Below are 15,480 nucleotides of genomic sequence, written 5' to 3' on the forward strand. Positions count from 1 at the left end.
AGAGACATGTACGGAGTCAAGGACCAGCTGCGCGCCGAGCTCGACCAGATCGAGGCCGACGGGTTGACCAAGAACGAGCGGCTGATCACCACGCCGCAGTCCTCGCACATCAGCACCACCGCGGGCGACGCGCTCAACTTCTGCGCCAACAACTACCTCGGCCTGGCCGACCACCCCGAGATCGTCGCGGCCGCCCGCGACGCCCTGGACGAATGGGGCTTCGGGATGGCCTCGGTGCGGTTCATCTGCGGCACGCAGACCCAGCACCGCGACCTGGAGAGGCTCATCGCCGACTTCGTCGGCACCCAGGACTCCATCCTCTTCCCCTCCTGCTTCGACGCCAACGGCGGCATCTTCGAGGTGCTGCTCGGCCCGGAGGACGCGGTGATCTCGGACGAGCTCAACCACGCCTCGATCATCGACGGCGTGCGCCTGTGCAAGGCGCAGCGCTACCGCTACAGGAACCGCGACATGGCCGACCTGCGCGCCCAGCTCGAGGCGGCGCGGGACAAGGGCGCCCGCCGCACGCTGGTCGTCACCGACGGCGCGTTCTCGATGGACGGCTACCTGGCGCCGCTGGAGCAGATCTGCGACCTCGCCGAGGAGTTCGGCGCGATGGTCATGGTCGACGACTCCCACGCGACCGGCTTCATCGGCGAGAAGGGCCGCGGCTCGCACGAGGCCTACGGTGTCATGGACCGGGTCGACATCATCACCGGCACCCTGGGCAAGGCGCTCGGCGGCGGCTCCGGCGGCTTCGTCGCGGCTCACCAGGAGATCGTCGACCTGCTCAAGCAACGGGCCCGCCCCTACCTCTTCTCCAACGCCGTCGCCCCGTCCGTGGTCGCGGGCTCGACGAGGGCGATCGAGCTCGCGCGCGACTCCGACGAGCCGCGCCGGGTGCTGCGCCGCAACGCCGAGCTCTTCCGCTCGCTCATGACCGAGGCCGGCTTCGAGCTGCTCCCCGGCGAGCACCCGATCGTGCCGGTGATGTTCCCCGGCGAGGACGGCGCCCGCCGCGCCTCGCAGGTCGCCGACGCCATGCTCGCCAAGGGCGTCTACGTCATCGCCTTCTCCTACCCCGTCGTCCCCAAGGGGAAGGCGCGCATCCGCGTCCAGCTGTCGGCCGCCCACTCCGAGGACGACGTCCGCGCCTGTGTCGAGGCCTTCGTCGCGGCCCGCGACGAGGTCGGCTGACCACCCCTCTCCCGACCGACGACGCCGGGTGCACGCCCCACCCGCGACCGAGGACGCCGGGTGCACGCCCCACCCGCGACCGACGACGCCGGGTGCACGCCATACCTTCCACCGAGGACCGCGGGTGCGCGGTCACGCTGAGGGGCCGGACGGAATGTGTACACACCACGTCGTCGGTCGGCCGGGAGCTGTACACACCGCGTCGTCGGTCGGCCGGGAGCTGTACACACCACGTCGTCGGTCGGCCGGGAGCTGTACATACCACGTCCTCGGTGGGGATATACTTGAAGGGTTGACAAAGGGTTTCGCGCGCCGGGTGGCTGGGACGGCGTGCACTGCACGAGAGGTGTGCCGCCCTTGTCACCCGTCCAGTCCTACCAGCGCCTCTTCGCGCTCACCGGGCCGCTCTACGTCCTGATCGCCTTCGTCGGACGCATCCCGCTGGCGATGTCCCAGATCGCCTCCCTCCTCGCGGTCACCGCGGCGACCGGCTCCTACACCGCAGGCGGCGTCACCGCCGGTGCCCTCGCCATCGCCAACGCGGTCGGTGCGCCCGTCGCCGGCAGCCTCACCGACCGGCTCGGCCAGCGGCCCGTCCTCCTCGTCCAGAGCGTCGTCGGCACCGTGGGGCTGGGCGTCCTGGCGTGGATGACGATGACGCACGAGGCGGGCGCGGCCTGGTGGCCGCTGCCGGTGGTCGCGGCTCTGGGCGGGGCGTTCGTCCCGCAGGTCGGGACCATGGCCCGGGTGCGCTGGCGCCCCATCAGCCGTCGCGGCAGCGACGACCCCCGCGTGATGGACGCCGCCTTCTCCTACGAGGGCGCGGCCGACGAGGCGTCGTTCGTCCTCGGCCCGGCCGTCGTCGGGGTCATCGCCGCCGTCGTCGACCCCGTCGCCTCGCTGGTGGTCGCGGCCGTCCTGCTCGGCGCCTTCGGCACCTGGTTCGCCGTCCACCCCACCAGCGCCCTGGTCGGCCCCGCCCCGACCAGCTCGACCGCCGTGGCCCGCCTGCTGACGCCCGCGCTGGTCATCCTCGCCGCCACCCAGCTGTCCATCGGCATGGTCTTCGGCTCGGTCCAGACCGGCACCTCGGTGCTGGCGACCGAGGCCGGCATGCCGGGGATGACTGGTCTGCTCCACGCCCTCCTGGGAGTGGGCAGCGTGCTCGCCGGGCTCGCGGTCGTGGCCGTGCCCGAGACCTTCCCGCACGCCCGGCGCCTGCGCGTCTTCACGACCGCGCTCGTCGTCCTGTCCCTGCCCCTGCTGCTCGTCGGCTCGCTCGCCGGGCTCACGCTCGCGCTGCTCGGCCTGGGTTTCGCGATCGCGCCGTCGATGATCACCACGTTCGCGCTCGCCGAGCGCATCACCTCCGTCCGCCGCCTCGGGGCGGCGATGACCCTGCTGGCCGCGGCCACGGGGGCCGGGTATGCGGTGGGTGCCGCCCTGGCGGGCCGGTTCGCCGACCTGGCCGGTCACCGTCCGGCCTTCGCCGTCACCGTGGGCGCGACCCTCCTGGCTGCGGGCCTGGCCTGGGGCGGAGCCCGGCGCCTGCGCGCCTCCGTGCAGGCGCGGACCGCCACCGACGGTGGCGAGGCGCTCGCGTCAGGCTCGGCAGGGCACTCCCCCGAGCCCGTGGACGCGCTCGCGCGTTCCTGATGCTCCCGTCGCCCGGGTAGCGGCGACGGAGCAGGTCAGGCCGGGGTCGGACCCGGTCGAGACCCGGTGTCAGGCCCCGCAGCCCCCCGCACCGCAGGCGCACCCGCCGACGCGGCCGCCGCCGCACCCGTCGGTGTCGACCGCGGCCGAGGCGGCCGCCAGCTCCTGCGGCGTCAGCGGCTGCGCGCCGAGTCGCTCCCCCAGCTGGGCGAACACCTCCACCAGGCGGCGCACGTGCCACTGGTGCTCCTCCTGGGGGTGCTCGTGCACCTGGGCACCCGTGAGCCGGTCGGAGAGCCACACCGCGTGGCCGGCCGGGTTCACCGCCGAGTCCATCCCCCACCACACGTCGACCGGGCAGCGCACGTCCGCGGGGTCGACGCCCCAGGGCTCCTGGACCTGCACGAGGTCGAGGACGATCCCGTCGGCGCCGGCGTGGGCGCCGAGGCCGAGCTCGAGCTGGTCGCGCAGGAACACCGGGTCCTGCAGGGCCAGCGCGTGCAGCATCCGCTGCTGCTCGTCCATGCCGCGGACCCACTCGTGCTGCTCCATGCCCGGACTGCCGGCGTCTGCCGCGCCCGGTGCCTGGGGCCAGACCAGGGTCAGTGCCGCCACCCGCTCGGGGTGGAGGGCCGCGAGCGCCAGCGCGGCAGGCGTGCCCCCACCACCGGCGAGGACACCGACCGGCCCCTCGATCCCGGCGTGGTCGAGCACGTCCAGCACGTCCTGGGCCAGCTCCCGGGCCGGGCGCGCCTCGCCGCCGGGCGTTTCTCCATACCCGGGCCTGTCGTAGGTGAGCACCCGCAGCCCCAGCGCGAGCAGCGCGTCGCGGGCGGGGGTCCCGCTGAAGCGCGAGCCCGGGGTGCCGTGCAGCGCCACGACGGGCAGGCCGTCCGCCGCGCCCTGGACGCGGTAGGCGATCCCGCTGGTCGTGGTGGTCGTGCCGTCGGCGGTGCTGGTCGTCACGCGTCCCAGTGTCTCAGAGCCACCCGGACCGCTTGAACGACCGCCACAGGAAGACCACGACCAGCGCCATCACGGCCACCGCCAGCGGGTAGCCGGCCAGCCAGTGCAGCTCGGGCATGTGGTCGAAGTTCATGCCGTAGATCCCCGCGATCAGGGTCGGCACCGCGATCATGGCCGCCCAGGCGGAGATCTTGCGCATGTCGGAGTTCTGCTGCACGCCGATCTGCGACAGGTGCGTGGCCAGCACGTCCGAGAGCAGGGCGTCATAGCTCTCGATGTCGGCCAGCACCGTGGCGAGGTGGTCGGCGGTGTCGCGGAACTGCAGCCGCAGCTCCGGGGAGACCAGGCTGCCGTCGTCGTCGGCCAGGTGCTCCAGCGGGACGCGCAGGGGCAGCGCGGCGCGCCGGAACTCCAGGACCTCGCGCTTGAGGCGGTAGATCGTCGCCGAGTGGGAGGTGTTACCCCCGCCGAAGACGTCCCGCTCGATCTCCTCGAGGTCCCGGGCCACCTCCTCGTCGATCTCCTGGTAGGTGTCGACGACCTTGTCGATGAGCCCGTGGAGCACCGAGACGGGGCCCTCGCGCAGCAGCTCCTGCTCGTGCTGCTCGAGCCGCTCACGGACGTGGTGCAGCGGGGCGACGTCGCCGTGGCGCAGCGTGGCCACGAAGTGCGGACCGATGAAGGCCATCAGCTCACCGGTCTCGATGTCGGAGGTCTCCTCGACATAGCGCAGGGTCCGGACCACGGCCAGCAGCGTGGAGTCGTAGACCTCCACCTTGGCCCGGTCGCTGCCGTCGAGGGCCTCCTCGACCGCCAGCGGGTGCAGGTCCAGCTCGGAGACGACGAAGTCGAACTCCTCGGGCGTGGGGTCCTTCAGCCCGATCCAGACGAAGTCGGCCGCGGGCGCGTCCTCGGCGCGCAGCCGCACCAGGGCGTCGCTGACGTCCGCGCACTCGTGGCGCTTCCCCTCCCGGTAGAGGGCCTGGTCGACGATCACGGCGTCCCCGGACGGCGGCTCAGAGGTAGAGCCCGGTGCCGGCGTCGGGCACCCGCTCGGCGGCGACGGCGTGGATGTCCCGCTCGCGCAGCAGCACGTAGTCCTTGGACCCGAGCTCGACCTCGGCCCGCTCCTCGGGGTCGAAGAGCACCCGGTCGTCGAGCTGCACCTGACGGACGCTGGCACCGGTCGCCACCACCCGCGCCCAGGCCAGCCGCTTGCCGACGCTGGCGGTCGCCGGGATCACGATGCCGCCACCGGAGCGGCGCTCACCCTGCTCGCCCTCGAGGGACACCAGCACACGGTCGTGCAGCATCCGGATGGGCAGCTTGCCGGAGTCGCCCACCTGCGCGGGTCAGCCGCGGTAGAACGCGCGGCGCGCCAGGCCCAGCACCAGGGCGGTGCCTGCGACGCCGCCGAGGACGTTGGCGACACGGTCGAGGCGCACGTTGCCCTGCTCGTCGAAGGCCGCGTCGTTGGCCTTGCCCTTGAGCGAGGCGATGGTGTTGGCCTTGATCGTCTGGGGGCTGACGCGGTAGGCGAGCTCGTCGACGCTGCGCGCCATCCTCGTGCGGGTCGCAGCGAGGTCTGCCTCGATCTCCTTGACGGAACGTTGCTGCTGCTGTGCGGCCATGTGCGTCGTGTCCTTGAGGTAGGTGAACAGCGGTTCTGCTGAGACGATAACGCAGAACACCTGCTCACGAACCTCAGGAGGTCACCTGCCATGTCCCGCCTCGAGCCCGGTCAGCCCGCCCCCGGCTGGACCCTGCCCACCGCCGACGGTGGCGAGCTGAGCCTGTCCGACCTCGCCGGCCGGAAGGTGATCCTCTACGTCTACCCCGCCGCGATGACGCCCGGGTGCACGACGCAGGCGTGCGACTTCCGCGACAACCTCGCGGTGCTGCAGGAGGCGGGGTATGCCGTCGTCGGCATCTCCCCCGACCCGCCGGCCAAGCTGGCCAGGTTCGTCGAGAAGGAGGGCCTGACCTTCCCGCTGGTCTCGGACGAGTCCAAGGAGGTGCTGACCGCCTACGGTGCCTACGGGGAGAAGAAGAACTACGGCCGCACGGTGATGGGCGTCATCCGCTCCACCTTCGTCCTCGACGAGCAGGGCACGGTCGAGCTGGCCAGGTACAACGTCAAGGCCACCGGTCACGTCGCCATGCTGGCCAAGCAGCTCGGGGTCGCGCTGCCCGCCTGAGGCCGTCGCCTACGCTGGTCCCCGCGCGCTCGTGGTGGAACTGGCAGACACGCAGGATTTAGGTTCCTGTGCTCCGGCGTGCGGGTTCGAGTCCCGCCGAGCGCACCAGCGTATGGCGTGCGCGCGCCGCGAGGGCATGGACGGTGCAGCGCCCAGCCACTAGCGTTCGGTCATGGAACGCACCCCACGGCGGGCGCTGCCCGCACTTCTGACCACCCTGGCCGTCGCCGCCCCGCTGGCCCTCGCCGCCGGACCGGCGCAGGCCGCCCCGCCGGAGTACACCTACGACGCCCTGGGCGACTCCTACGCCGCCGGGTTCGGGCTCGCACCGGAGCAGGCGCACCCCTCCCTCCTGGACGGCCGGATGCGGATCGCGCTGGACGACGCGGCCGCCATTCCTGGGGCCACCGTCACGAGCCTGGCCGGTCAGCTGGCCGCGCTCGACGACGAGACCGACCTCGTCACGCTGTCGGTCGGGGGCAACAACCTCCCGTGGACCCAGGTGGTCCTGACGTGCGCAACGCAGCCCGACGAGGTGTGCCTCGGTGCCACCACTGGCGTCAGCGGAACGGTGGCTACGCAGCTGCCCGCTGGACTCGCGACGGCCTACTCCTTCGTCAAGGCGGCGGCTCCTGGTGCACACGTCGTCGTCACCGGCTACCCGCGGTTGTTCTCCCCGGAGTACGGGGACTACACCGGCAGTGTGGGCCCGCTCTCCTTCACCATCTCGGTGGCCGAGCAGCACGCGATGAACGCCCTCGCCGACCAGCTGAACACCACCATCGCCCAGGTCGCGCAGGCGAGCGGGGTCCAGTACGTCGACGTGGCGACCCGCTTCGACGGCCACGGCATCAACGCCCCTGACGCCTGGATCGGCGACGCCGACGACCCGGAGGCGCTCCACCCCACGGCCGAGGGCCAGCGCGCCTACGCCGCCGCCCTGACCGCCGCGATCAACCCGCGCGACCTGCGGCGGTAGGGCCTCAGCGTCGGCTCAGCCCCGGCGACCGTCCGAGGCCAGCCGCACCTCGCCGGCCACGGTCGTCACCACCTCGCCGCCGACCCAGGTCTGCCCGTCCCCCGTCTCGACGTGCACCCGTCCGTCGCGCCGCAGGCGCGTTCCCTGGCCGGCCACGTAGCGCCCGGGCAGCCTGCCGGCCTGGACGAGCCACTGGGCCAGGCCGGCGTTGAGGCTGCCGGTGACCGGGTCCTCCACCAGCTGAGCACCGTCGCGGAAGAAGGCCCGCACCTCCAGGTCCTTGCCCCCCGTCGACGGGTCGGCCCACCTGCCGGCCACCCCGACCGCCAGGCCGAGCGTCCCGTCCTGCACGTCGACGACGGGGAAGTGCTCCGGCACCGGCTCGACGGCCAGCACCGCCTCGGCGTCCGCGAGCTCGACCCCGACCCACCCGGGGCCGTTGTCCACCCACTCCATCGCGACGACGTCGCCGGCGGACAGACCCAGGGCCGCGAGCACGCGCCCCCGGTCGGCGTCCTCGACCGGGCCGGAGCGCACGAGCGGGGGCCCTGCGAAGGCCAGCCGCGGCTCGCGACGGACGGTGACCAGCCCGGCACCGCACTCCTGCACGACCCGGTCCGGGTGCGCCGGCCGCCCGCCCGCCTCGAGCCAGGCGTGCGCCGAGCCGAGCGTCGGGTGACCGGCGAACGGCAGCTCGCCCCCGGGGGTGAAGATCCGCACCCGGTAGTCCGCGGCGGGGTCGGCGGGCGGCAGCAGGAAGGTGGTCTCGGACAGGTTCGTCCACCGCGCGAAGGCGGCGAGCGTCTCCTCGCCGAGCCCCTCGGCGTCGTGGACGACGGCGAGCGGGTTGCCCAGAATGCCGTCCCTCGCCCCCGGTGGCCCGAAGACGTCGACCTGGCTGAAGCGGCGCGGGAGGGCGGGGCGGTCCATGCCCCCATCCTGCCCGCTCGCGCGTGGGGCGGGCGGGGTCGGCTCAGACCACCCGCAGGCCGTGCTCGGGCACGCCCGGGGTCAGGACCTTCCAGGCCCGCCCCCACGTGCGGGCCTCCGCGACGACGGCGTCCACCATCTCGGTCGTGGTCAGGCAGAGCACGGTCGGGCCGGCGCCGGAGACGACCGCGGCATGGCCCAGCCCGCGCAGGGTGTCGACCGCGCCCATCGTCACCGGGTAGACCCCCCGCCGCTGCTCCTGGTGCAGCCAGTCCTGGGTCGCGTCGAGCAGGAGCGTCGGCTCCGCGGTCAGCGCGTGCACGAGCAGCGCGGACCGGCCCGCCTGGTGCACCGCGTCGGGCCGCGGCACGTGCGGCCCGAGGACGGCCCTGGCCACCGCGGTGTCCACGCGTTCCCGGGTCGGGACGAGCACCACCGGCACCACGTCGGTATGCAGCGTCGGGCGCGCCGTGCGCACCACCCGGGGCGAGGGCATCCAGGAGACGGTGAGCCCGCCGTAGACGGAGGCCGAGGAGTTGTCCGGGTGGCCCTCGGCGATGCCCGCGTGGGTGTTCACCAGGCCCAGGTCGGCCTCGGTCAGCTCGCCGCCGCGCGCGAGGGCGAAGCCCAGACCCAGCCCGCCGACGATGGCCGAGGCCGACGAGCCGAGCCCGGCCGACATCGGGATCCGGTTGCGGCAGGTCAGCCGCAGCCCGTAGCCGTCGAGCCAGCCCAGGCCGCAGGCCAGGAGCGCCTCGCGCATCCGCGCCGCCACCAGGTGGGTCTCGTCGCGCGGCAGGCTGTCGCGCCCCTCCCCCTCGAGCACCACCTGCAGTCCCGCGCCGGCGGGGAGCACCGTGACGTCATACCCGTCCTCGATGCCGAGCGCCAGGCCGACCGCGTCGAAGCCGGGGCCGAGGTTGGCGGTGCTCGCCGGGACCGTGACGGAGACCGAGCGGCCGGTCTCGGGCGCGGCCATCACTCCAGCCCGAGCGCCCCGGCGGCGCTCACGACGTCGACGCTGACGCGGACCGGCTCGATGTCGGAGCCGTCGGCGGTGCGCAGCGCCCACTGCGGGTCCTTCAGCCCGTGGCCGGTGACGGTGCACACCACGGTCGCGCCGGCCGGCACCTTCCCGGCCACGTGCATCTTGAGCAGGCCGGCCACCGAGGCGGCCGAGGCCGGCTCGACGAAGATCCCCTCCCGCGAGGACAGCAGCCGGTGGGCGTCGAGGATCTCCTCGTCGGTCACCGCGTCGATCAGGCCGCCGGACTCGTCGCGCGCGGCCTCCGCCTGCCGCCACGACGCCGGGTTGCCGATGCGGATGGCGGTGGCGATCGTCTCGGGGTGGCTGACCGGGTGGCCCAGCACGATCGGCGCCGCGCCGGAGGCCTGGAAGCCCCACATCCGAGGACGCCGGGACGCGACCGCCACGCCGTCGGCGCCGGGCGCGGCGGAGTCGGCGTACTCGCTGTAGCCCTTCCAGTAGGCGGTGATGTTGCCGGCGTTGCCGACCGGCAGGCAGTGGATGTCCGGCGCGTCGCCCAGGGCGTCGACCACCTCGAAGGCCGCGGTCTTCTGCCCCTCGATGCGGGCCGGGTTGACCGAGTTGACCAGCTCCACGGGGTAGGCCTCGGCCAGCTTGCGCGCCAGGTCGAGGCAGTCGTCGAAGTTGCCGTCGACCTGGATGAGCGTGGCGCCGTGCGCGATCGCCTGGGAGAGCTTGCCCATCGCGATCTTGCCCTCGGGGACCAGCACGCCGCACGCCATGCCCGCCTTGGTCGCGTAGGCGGCGGCGCTCGCGCTGGTGTTGCCGGTCGAGGCGCAGATCACCGCCTTGGCCCCCGTGCGGGCGGCGTCGGAGATCGCGGCGGTCATGCCACGGTCCTTGAACGACCCGGTGGGGTTGAGGCCCTCGTACTTGACGTGCACCTGGGCACCCACGAGCGCCGAGAGGTGCTCGGCGGGGATGAGGGGGGTGCCGCCCTCGCGCAGCGTCACGACGCGCTCGGTCACCGACGCGGGCAGACGGTCGGCGTACTCGGCGATCACGCCGCGCCACTGGTGCGCCATGGAAGGTCCTCTGCTCGGGCGGGGAGGGGCACGTCAAGGGTATGCGGTGCCGCCGGGCGGGCCGGGCGCGGCCCCGCAGATCTCGTCGGGCCGGGCACCGCGCCGGATCTGAGACAATGGTGGGGTTGGCCCGCCCCCGTCCCGGCCGATGAGCAGCGTTGGACGGGACGGCGCCCGCACGGCGGGCGGTCCGGCGAGGCACGTACTGGATTACAGCGAAGGGCAAGGTCAGGTATGCGGTTCACCAGCGGTCAGGTCGTCGTCCACCCCCACCACGGCCCGGCGACGGTCACGGGGACCTTCTCCCGGACCGTCCGCGGCGAGGAGATGCATTACCTGCAGCTGGTCGTCAAGCACAACGCGCTCGAGCTGGCGCTGCCGACTGCCAAGGCCGAGGAGCTGGGGATCCGGCCGGTGATGGGCGCCGGGAAGGTCGCCGAGATCTTCGACCGGCTGACCGCCGAGACCGGCTTCGAGGAGTCGCAGTGGTCGCGCCGCATCAAGCACAACGTCGACCGGCTCAACTCCGGCGACGTGCTGATCCAGGCCGAGCTCGTGCGCGACCTGACCCGCCGCGACGCGGACAAGGGGCTCTCGCTCGGCGAGCGCGACCTGCTGCGCGACGCCCGCCGCCCGGTCGTCGACGAGCTGAGCATCGTCCTCGACCTCCCGGCGGAGGAGACGCTGCGGGTGCTGGAGGCCGCCGTGACCGACGGGACGCGCCCCGACCTCACCGGGCTCGACGACCGCCTGGCCTCCGCGAGCTGACGAGGGTCGACGTCAGGACGGTGCCAGCAGCGCCGTGACGTCCCTGGCGAGCGCCCGGAACGCCTCGCCCCGGTGGGACACCTCGTGCTTCTCGGCGCTGGTGTGCTCGGCCAGCGTGCGCCCGTCCGGTCGCACGAGCAGGGGGTCGTAGCCGAAGCCGTTGGAGCCGCGGGGCTCGCGGCCCACCACGCCACGGCAGGTGCCCTCGCGCACGATCTCGGTCCCGCTCTCCCCTGCCCTCTCCCCCGGCAGCACCAGGGCCGCCGCGCAGACGAAGCCGGCGCCGCGGTGCGGCTCGGGAACGTCGGCGAGCTGGGCGAGCAGCAGGGTGTTGTTGGCCACGTCCTTGTCCGTCCCGGTCGCCTCGGCGAGCGGGCCGGCCCAGCGCGCGGAGAACACCCCCGGTGCCCCGCCCAGCACGTCGACCGCCAGCCCGGAGTCGTCGGCCAGCGCCGGAAGACCCGTGGCGCGTGCGGCATACCTCGCCTTGAGCAGCGCGTTGTCGGCGAAGGTGACCCCCGACTCGACGACGTCCTCCAGGTCGGGGAACTCGTCGAGCCCGACGAGCTCGAGCCCGGCGGCGTCCAGGGCCTCGGCGAGGATCTCGCGCAGCTCGGTGACCTTGTGCGCGTTGCGGGTGGCCAGGACCAGGCGCCGGTCGGCCCCGTCCGCGGTGCGGCTGGTGTCGCCGCTCACCAGGTCGGGGGGCCCTGGTCGACGGCGGCGCCGGCCTCGTGGGCGTCGGCCCCGCCGATGTCGTCCGCGCCGAGCGCGGCCTCCTGGCGGGCGGTCAGCTCGGCGCAGCCCTCGGCCGCGGCGTCGAGCATCGCGTCCAGCAGCTCGCGGTCGAAGGGGGCGCCCTCGGCCGTGCCCTGGATCTCGACGTAGCGCCCGTCCCCGGTCATCACGACGTTCATGTCGGTGTCGGCGGTGGCGTCCTCCTCGTAGTCGAGGTCGATCACCGGCTCGCCGTCGACGATGCCGACGCTGACGGCGCAGACGGAGTTGGTCAGCGGCTCGGCGTCGGCGGCGATGAGCCCCTGCGCCCGGGCGGACTCGACCGCGTCGACCAGGGCCACGAAGGCACCGGTGATGGCGGCGGTCCGGGTGCCGCCGTCGGCCTGCAGCACGTCGCAGTCGAGGTGGATGGTGTTCTCGCCCAGCGCCTCGAGGTCGATGACCGCACGCAGCGACCGGCCGATGAGGCGGCTGATCTCGTGCGTGCGCCCGCCGACGCGGCCCTTGACCGACTCCCGGTCGGAGCGGGTGTGGGTGGCGCGGGGAAGCATGGCGTACTCCGCCGTGGTCCAGCCCTGGCCGCTGCCCCTGCGCCAGCGCGGCACGCCCGCCTCGAACGAGGCCGCGCACAGCACCCGGGTCCGCCCGAACTCGACGAGCACGCTGCCCTCGGCGTGGTCGAGCCAGTTGCGGGTGATGCGGATCTCGCGGAGGTGGTCGGGGGCGCGGCCGTCGTGGCGGCTTCCGGTCGTCATGCCGACCAGCGTAGTTGGTGCGGCCCCCCCGGCCGGGGCGGGCGGGATGGGCCACCCGCCCCGGCGGCCCCGAGCGGCGCAGGCGGTCAGGTCGAGGGGTGCGGCCGCGGCCGGGTCAGAGCCATCCCCCGGACCGCGAAACCTGCCGCGAGCGCCTCGCCGACGATGCTCACGACCTTCTCGGGCGACCACAGCGGGTCGTACATCGAGGGGACCGGGCCGATCGCCGGCACGTTCACGAAGTGGTAGAGGATGACCGGGACGAGCGCGGACAGGGCGACCAGCAGCGCGAGCAGGTAGGCCCAGCGTCGCCCGGTCAGCAGCAGCACGAGCGAGGCGACGCCGGCCACGACGCCCTGGATCCGGAAGAGGTTGCCGCCGCCGATCCCGTCCGGCGCCGCGACGTCCATCACCGGGGCCATGCGCAGGTGGACGAAGGCGTCGACGGCAAGGCCGAGGACGACCACGGCGCGCGTCACCAGCTCGGCCCGGCTGCCCACCCTCGTCGGCGCCTGCCTCGGTGCGGTCCTGGAGCCTGCGGTCATGATCCGTCTCCTTCCACGACGAGCGTGCCGGTCATCGCCGGGTGGGGCGTGCAGTGGAAGGGGTACTCCCCCTCCTCGGTGGGTGCCGTGAAGGTCACCTCGGAGCCGGGCCCGACCACCACGTCGAAGGCATCCCCCTCGTCCGCGGTGACCGTGTGCCCGACGCCGTCCAGGTTGCGGACCACGATCTCGGCACCCGGGGGCACCGAGTCCGGCAGGACGTAGTCGAATCCCTCGATGACGATGACCTCGCGCCCGGTCGACGCGCCGGCATCGTCCTGCGTCGCGGTGGCGCCGTCCTGAGTGGCCGCGGTCCCACCCTGCGTGGCGGTGGCCGTGGCGGGGGGCTGTGCCCCGTACCCGAGGTCCGCCCCCGGCGCCGCGGTGTCCGCGTCACCGCCCTGGCTGCCGCACCCGGTGAGGAGCCCGGCCGCGAGCGCCAGGGCGGCCACGCGGGCCAGGACCGCCGGGGTGCGCGGTCCGGGGAGGCGGGGGGTGCCGTCCATGGAGGTGGTACGGAGTCCGGCGGCAGAGGGATTGCGCTAGAGGACGGCGGTGGACCACACCGAGCCGGAGGGGCCCACCAGCTCGACGGCGGCGAGCGTCCCCGGGTCGGGCACGGCGACCACCCAGCTGTTGGGGCGGTCCTCGGCCAGGCTCCAGACCCCGACGTCCTCGGTGGTGCCGTCGGCGTGCCGCAGCCGGCAGGTGTAGGTCCGTCCGACCGGCCCGGAGGTCACGTCGATGACCAGCAGCGTGCCCTGGTCGCCGTAGCTCGGCGAGACCGTGCCCACGGTCTGCCCGTCCGCCGTCAGCAGGGGCGTCGCCCAGGGCGACGCGGGGTCCGGCTCGTCACGACCGAGGTATGCCGTCGCTCCGGCGCCCGCCGCGACGCCCAGCACGGCGGCCGCGGCGGCCCGGAGCACGGCCCGGCGGGAGGGCCCGGCGCCCGGCGGGACCGCGGAGCCCCCGGCCGACGTGTCCGGCCGGGGTGCGCCGTGGCGTGCCCGGGCGATGCGCTCCAGGGTCGCGGTCTCGAAGGCCGGTGGCGGAGCCACCCGCGGCACGGCCGGCAGCACCAGCTCGACCGCGCCGGCGAGGTCGTCGTAGGAGCGACGGCAGGCGGCGCAGGTGGACAGGTGGGTCGAGAGCCGCTCGGAGGTCTGCCGCTCCGCCTGGCCGAGCGCCAGCTCGACCAGCTCGTCCTCGTCCGGGCACGGGCCGGTGCGGGCGGGGGGCCGCTCACTCATGGGTCGTCTCCATCGTGGCCCGCAGCCGGCGCAGGCCGGTGCGGATCCGGGTCTTGGCGGTGCCGAGCGGGATCGACTCGCGCTCGGCCACCTCGGCGGCGGTGCAGCCGGCGAGCACGGCCAGCACCACGGCCCGGGCCTGCTCCGGCGCGATGCTGTGCAGCCGGCGCACGGCCTGCTCGGTCTCCAGGCGGTGGACCGCGCTCTCCTGCAGGTCGGGCGCCTGGGCCGTGGTGTCCTGCACGAGCTGGTCGAGGATCAGGTCGTCGGTCGGGGTGCTGCGGCGGGCGCGCACGGCGTCGATCGCGGCGTTGCGGGTGATCGTCAGCAGCCAGGTGAGCACCGAGGCGCGGCGCACGTCATACCCGGCGGCTGCCGACCACGCCTTGACGAACACCTCCTGGCAGACGTCCTCGGCGAGCGCGGGGTCGCGCGTGATGCCCACCGCCATCCCGAAGACCGCGCCCTGGAACCTGCGCACGAACGCGGCCGACACCGCCGGGTCGTCCAGCGCGAGCCCGGCCAGGAGGGCGGCGTCGTCGGCGCGGTCGGCGCGCGAGACGGGGGCCATGCCTGAGAGTACGGCCGGCGGACCCTGCAGGGATTGCTCAGACCCGGACGGTCTGCCCCGGCCGGGCCACCTCGACCTCGCCGGCCCAGGCACGCGACGCCTCGGCCACCGCGTCCTCCGTGCTCGTCCACGGCGGCAGGTGCGTCAGCATCAGCCGGCGGGCCCCGGCGTCGCGCGCCGCGGTGGCCGCCCGCAGGGCGGTCAGGTGCACACCGCGCCCGGTGTCGCGGCCCTCGAGGTAGGAGGCCTCGGACAGCACCAGGTCGGCGTCTGCCATGAGCGGGGCCAGGTTGGGGCAGGAGTCGGTGTCGCCGGTGTAGACCAGCACCACCCCGTCGGCCGCCACCCGGAACCCGAAGGTCGGCACCGGGTGCCACACCTCGTAGGGGGTGATGGTGAAGGGACCGAGCTCGAAGGGGGTCGCGTCGGCCAGGGTGCGGAAGTCCATGCCTCTCATCGCCTCCGGCCCGCCCACCCCGTAGGCCCGGGCCATGCGCTCGGCGGTGTTGTCCGGGCCGTAGACGGGCAGGTCGCCGTCGGCGGGGTGGGGACCGTGCTGGCGCAGCACCCGCAGCCCGGTCAGGTCCAGGCAGTGGTCGGGGTGCAGATGGGACAGGACCAGCGCGTCCAGCGTCATCGGGTCGGTGTGGCGCTGGAGCGTGCCGAGCGCGCCGGACCCGAGGTCGAGCAGCACCTGCCAGGTGCGGCCCCGGTGCTCGGCGCGGACGAGGTAGCAGCTGGCCGGTGACTCGGGGCCGGCCATCGACCCCGTGCACCCGACGATCGTCAGATCCATGAGCACATGGTGCCCGCTCGCAGGGCGTCGTGGACAGAGGTGACGTTCTTCAGAGCGG

At 74.1% G+C, this 15,480-nt stretch carries 19 protein-coding genes and 1 tRNA gene; 6 read left to right on the forward strand and 14 right to left on the reverse strand.

The window, feature by feature from the left end; all coding sequences use genetic code 11:
* Nucleotides 1–6 precede the first annotated feature (6 nt).
* On the forward strand, nucleotides 7–1,197 hold the full coding sequence (locus tag K330_RS0115750; RefSeq protein ID WP_022922778.1) for a glycine C-acetyltransferase: 1,191 nt from the start codon (nucleotides 7–9) through the stop codon (nucleotides 1,195–1,197).
* A 357-nt stretch (nucleotides 1,198–1,554) separates the two neighbouring features.
* Nucleotides 1,555–2,853 (forward strand): MFS transporter, encoded by a 1,299-nt coding sequence (locus K330_RS21815; protein WP_202804542.1) that lies wholly within the window; start codon nucleotides 1,555–1,557, stop codon nucleotides 2,851–2,853.
* Between the two features lie 69 nt (nucleotides 2,854–2,922).
* On the opposite strand, the gene K330_RS0115760 is transcribed toward K330_RS21815, so the two are convergent.
* From K330_RS0115760 to K330_RS0115775, 4 genes are read right to left on the reverse strand one after another with little or no spacing between them, the layout of a single operon-like run.
* The gene (locus K330_RS0115760) at nucleotides 2,923–3,819 is read right to left on the reverse strand and encodes an alpha/beta fold hydrolase (protein WP_022922780.1); all 897 of its coding nucleotides are present in this window, start codon (nucleotides 3,817–3,819) and stop codon (nucleotides 2,923–2,925) included.
* A gap of 13 nt (nucleotides 3,820–3,832) precedes the next feature.
* Nucleotides 3,833–4,816 carry a magnesium/cobalt transporter CorA gene (gene corA, locus K330_RS0115765; protein WP_022922781.1) on the reverse strand — a complete coding sequence of 328 codons (984 nt, stop codon included), beginning with the start codon at nucleotides 4,814–4,816 and terminating at the stop codon, nucleotides 3,833–3,835.
* Between the two features lie 19 nt (nucleotides 4,817–4,835).
* Entirely contained in the window at nucleotides 4,836–5,132 is a 297-nt protein-coding gene (locus tag K330_RS0115770) for a GroES family chaperonin (RefSeq protein WP_051145659.1), read from the reverse strand.
* A 39-nt stretch (nucleotides 5,133–5,171) separates the two neighbouring features.
* Entirely contained in the window at nucleotides 5,172–5,450 is a 279-nt protein-coding gene (locus K330_RS0115775; protein WP_022922783.1) for a DUF3618 domain-containing protein, read from the reverse strand.
* Nucleotides 5,451–5,540: 90 nt separating this feature from the next.
* On the opposite strand from K330_RS0115775, the gene bcp reads away from it, so the two are divergent.
* The 3 genes from bcp to K330_RS21820 all read left to right on the forward strand — a co-directional run bounded on the left by bcp (nucleotide 5,541) and on the right by K330_RS21820 (nucleotide 6,996).
* Entirely contained in the window at nucleotides 5,541–6,017 is a 477-nt protein-coding gene (gene bcp / locus K330_RS0115780; RefSeq protein ID WP_022922784.1) for a thioredoxin-dependent thiol peroxidase, read from the forward strand.
* A 25-nt stretch (nucleotides 6,018–6,042) separates the two neighbouring features.
* A tRNA-Leu gene (locus K330_RS0115785) sits at nucleotides 6,043–6,125 on the forward strand.
* A gap of 64 nt (nucleotides 6,126–6,189) precedes the next feature.
* On the forward strand, nucleotides 6,190–6,996 hold the full coding sequence (locus tag K330_RS21820) for an SGNH/GDSL hydrolase family protein (RefSeq protein WP_022922785.1): 807 nt from the start codon (nucleotides 6,190–6,192) through the stop codon (nucleotides 6,994–6,996).
* Nucleotides 6,997–7,011: 15 nt separating this feature from the next.
* Here K330_RS21820 and K330_RS0115795 read toward each other — a convergent pair whose 3' ends face one another.
* Genes K330_RS0115795 through thrC form a run of 3 tightly spaced genes read right to left on the reverse strand, consistent with a single transcriptional unit; the run spans nucleotide 7,012 to nucleotide 9,999 of the window.
* Nucleotides 7,012–7,926 (reverse strand): PhzF family phenazine biosynthesis protein, encoded by a 915-nt coding sequence (locus K330_RS0115795; RefSeq protein ID WP_022922786.1) that lies wholly within the window; start codon nucleotides 7,924–7,926, stop codon nucleotides 7,012–7,014.
* 43 nt (nucleotides 7,927–7,969) lie between these two features.
* Nucleotides 7,970–8,905, reverse strand: a complete 936-nt coding sequence (locus K330_RS0115800; protein ID WP_029202756.1) for a homoserine kinase — start codon at nucleotides 8,903–8,905, stop codon at nucleotides 7,970–7,972.
* Nucleotides 8,905–9,999: a threonine synthase gene (gene thrC / locus K330_RS0115805; RefSeq protein ID WP_022922787.1), complete on the reverse strand. Its 1,095-nt coding sequence runs from the start codon at nucleotides 9,997–9,999 to the stop codon at nucleotides 8,905–8,907. The genes K330_RS0115800 and thrC overlap by 1 nt, the downstream gene beginning before the upstream one ends.
* A 234-nt stretch (nucleotides 10,000–10,233) precedes the next feature.
* Between thrC and K330_RS21825 the strand changes: the two genes are divergently transcribed.
* Nucleotides 10,234–10,767, forward strand: a complete 534-nt coding sequence (locus K330_RS21825) for a CarD family transcriptional regulator (RefSeq protein ID WP_022922788.1) — start codon at nucleotides 10,234–10,236, stop codon at nucleotides 10,765–10,767.
* Between the two features lie 12 nt (nucleotides 10,768–10,779).
* On the opposite strand, the gene rdgB is transcribed toward K330_RS21825, so the two are convergent.
* The 7 genes from rdgB to K330_RS0115845 all read right to left on the reverse strand — a co-directional run bounded on the left by rdgB (nucleotide 10,780) and on the right by K330_RS0115845 (nucleotide 15,422).
* Nucleotides 10,780–11,463, reverse strand: a complete 684-nt coding sequence (rdgB, locus tag K330_RS0115815) for an RdgB/HAM1 family non-canonical purine NTP pyrophosphatase (protein ID WP_022922789.1) — start codon at nucleotides 11,461–11,463, stop codon at nucleotides 10,780–10,782.
* Nucleotides 11,460–12,260, reverse strand: coding sequence for a ribonuclease PH (gene rph / locus K330_RS21830; protein ID WP_022922790.1), 801 nt, complete (start codon nucleotides 12,258–12,260; stop codon nucleotides 11,460–11,462). The genes rdgB and rph overlap by 4 nt, the downstream gene beginning before the upstream one ends.
* An 86-nt stretch (nucleotides 12,261–12,346) precedes the next feature.
* Entirely contained in the window at nucleotides 12,347–12,805 is a 459-nt protein-coding gene (locus K330_RS0115825) for a hypothetical protein (protein WP_022922791.1), read from the reverse strand.
* Complete coding sequence (locus K330_RS0115830; protein WP_022922792.1) at nucleotides 12,802–13,311, reverse strand: cupredoxin domain-containing protein; 510 nt, start codon at nucleotides 13,309–13,311, stop codon at nucleotides 12,802–12,804. The genes K330_RS0115825 and K330_RS0115830 overlap by 4 nt, the downstream gene beginning before the upstream one ends.
* Before the next feature lie 36 nt (nucleotides 13,312–13,347).
* The gene (locus K330_RS0115835; protein ID WP_022922793.1) at nucleotides 13,348–14,055 is read right to left on the reverse strand and encodes a hypothetical protein; all 708 of its coding nucleotides are present in this window, start codon (nucleotides 14,053–14,055) and stop codon (nucleotides 13,348–13,350) included.
* Nucleotides 14,048–14,626, reverse strand: a complete 579-nt coding sequence (locus K330_RS0115840) for an RNA polymerase sigma factor (RefSeq protein ID WP_022922794.1) — start codon at nucleotides 14,624–14,626, stop codon at nucleotides 14,048–14,050. Before K330_RS0115840 ends, K330_RS0115835 begins: the two co-directional genes overlap by 8 nt.
* Nucleotides 14,627–14,663: 37 nt before the next feature.
* Complete coding sequence (locus K330_RS0115845) at nucleotides 14,664–15,422, reverse strand: MBL fold metallo-hydrolase (protein WP_029202760.1); 759 nt, start codon at nucleotides 15,420–15,422, stop codon at nucleotides 14,664–14,666.
* Nucleotides 15,423–15,480 lie beyond the last annotated feature (58 nt).

This window comes from Ornithinimicrobium pekingense DSM 21552 (assembly GCF_000421185.1).
Lineage (GTDB): Bacteria > Actinomycetota > Actinomycetes > Actinomycetales > Dermatophilaceae > Ornithinicoccus > Ornithinicoccus pekingensis.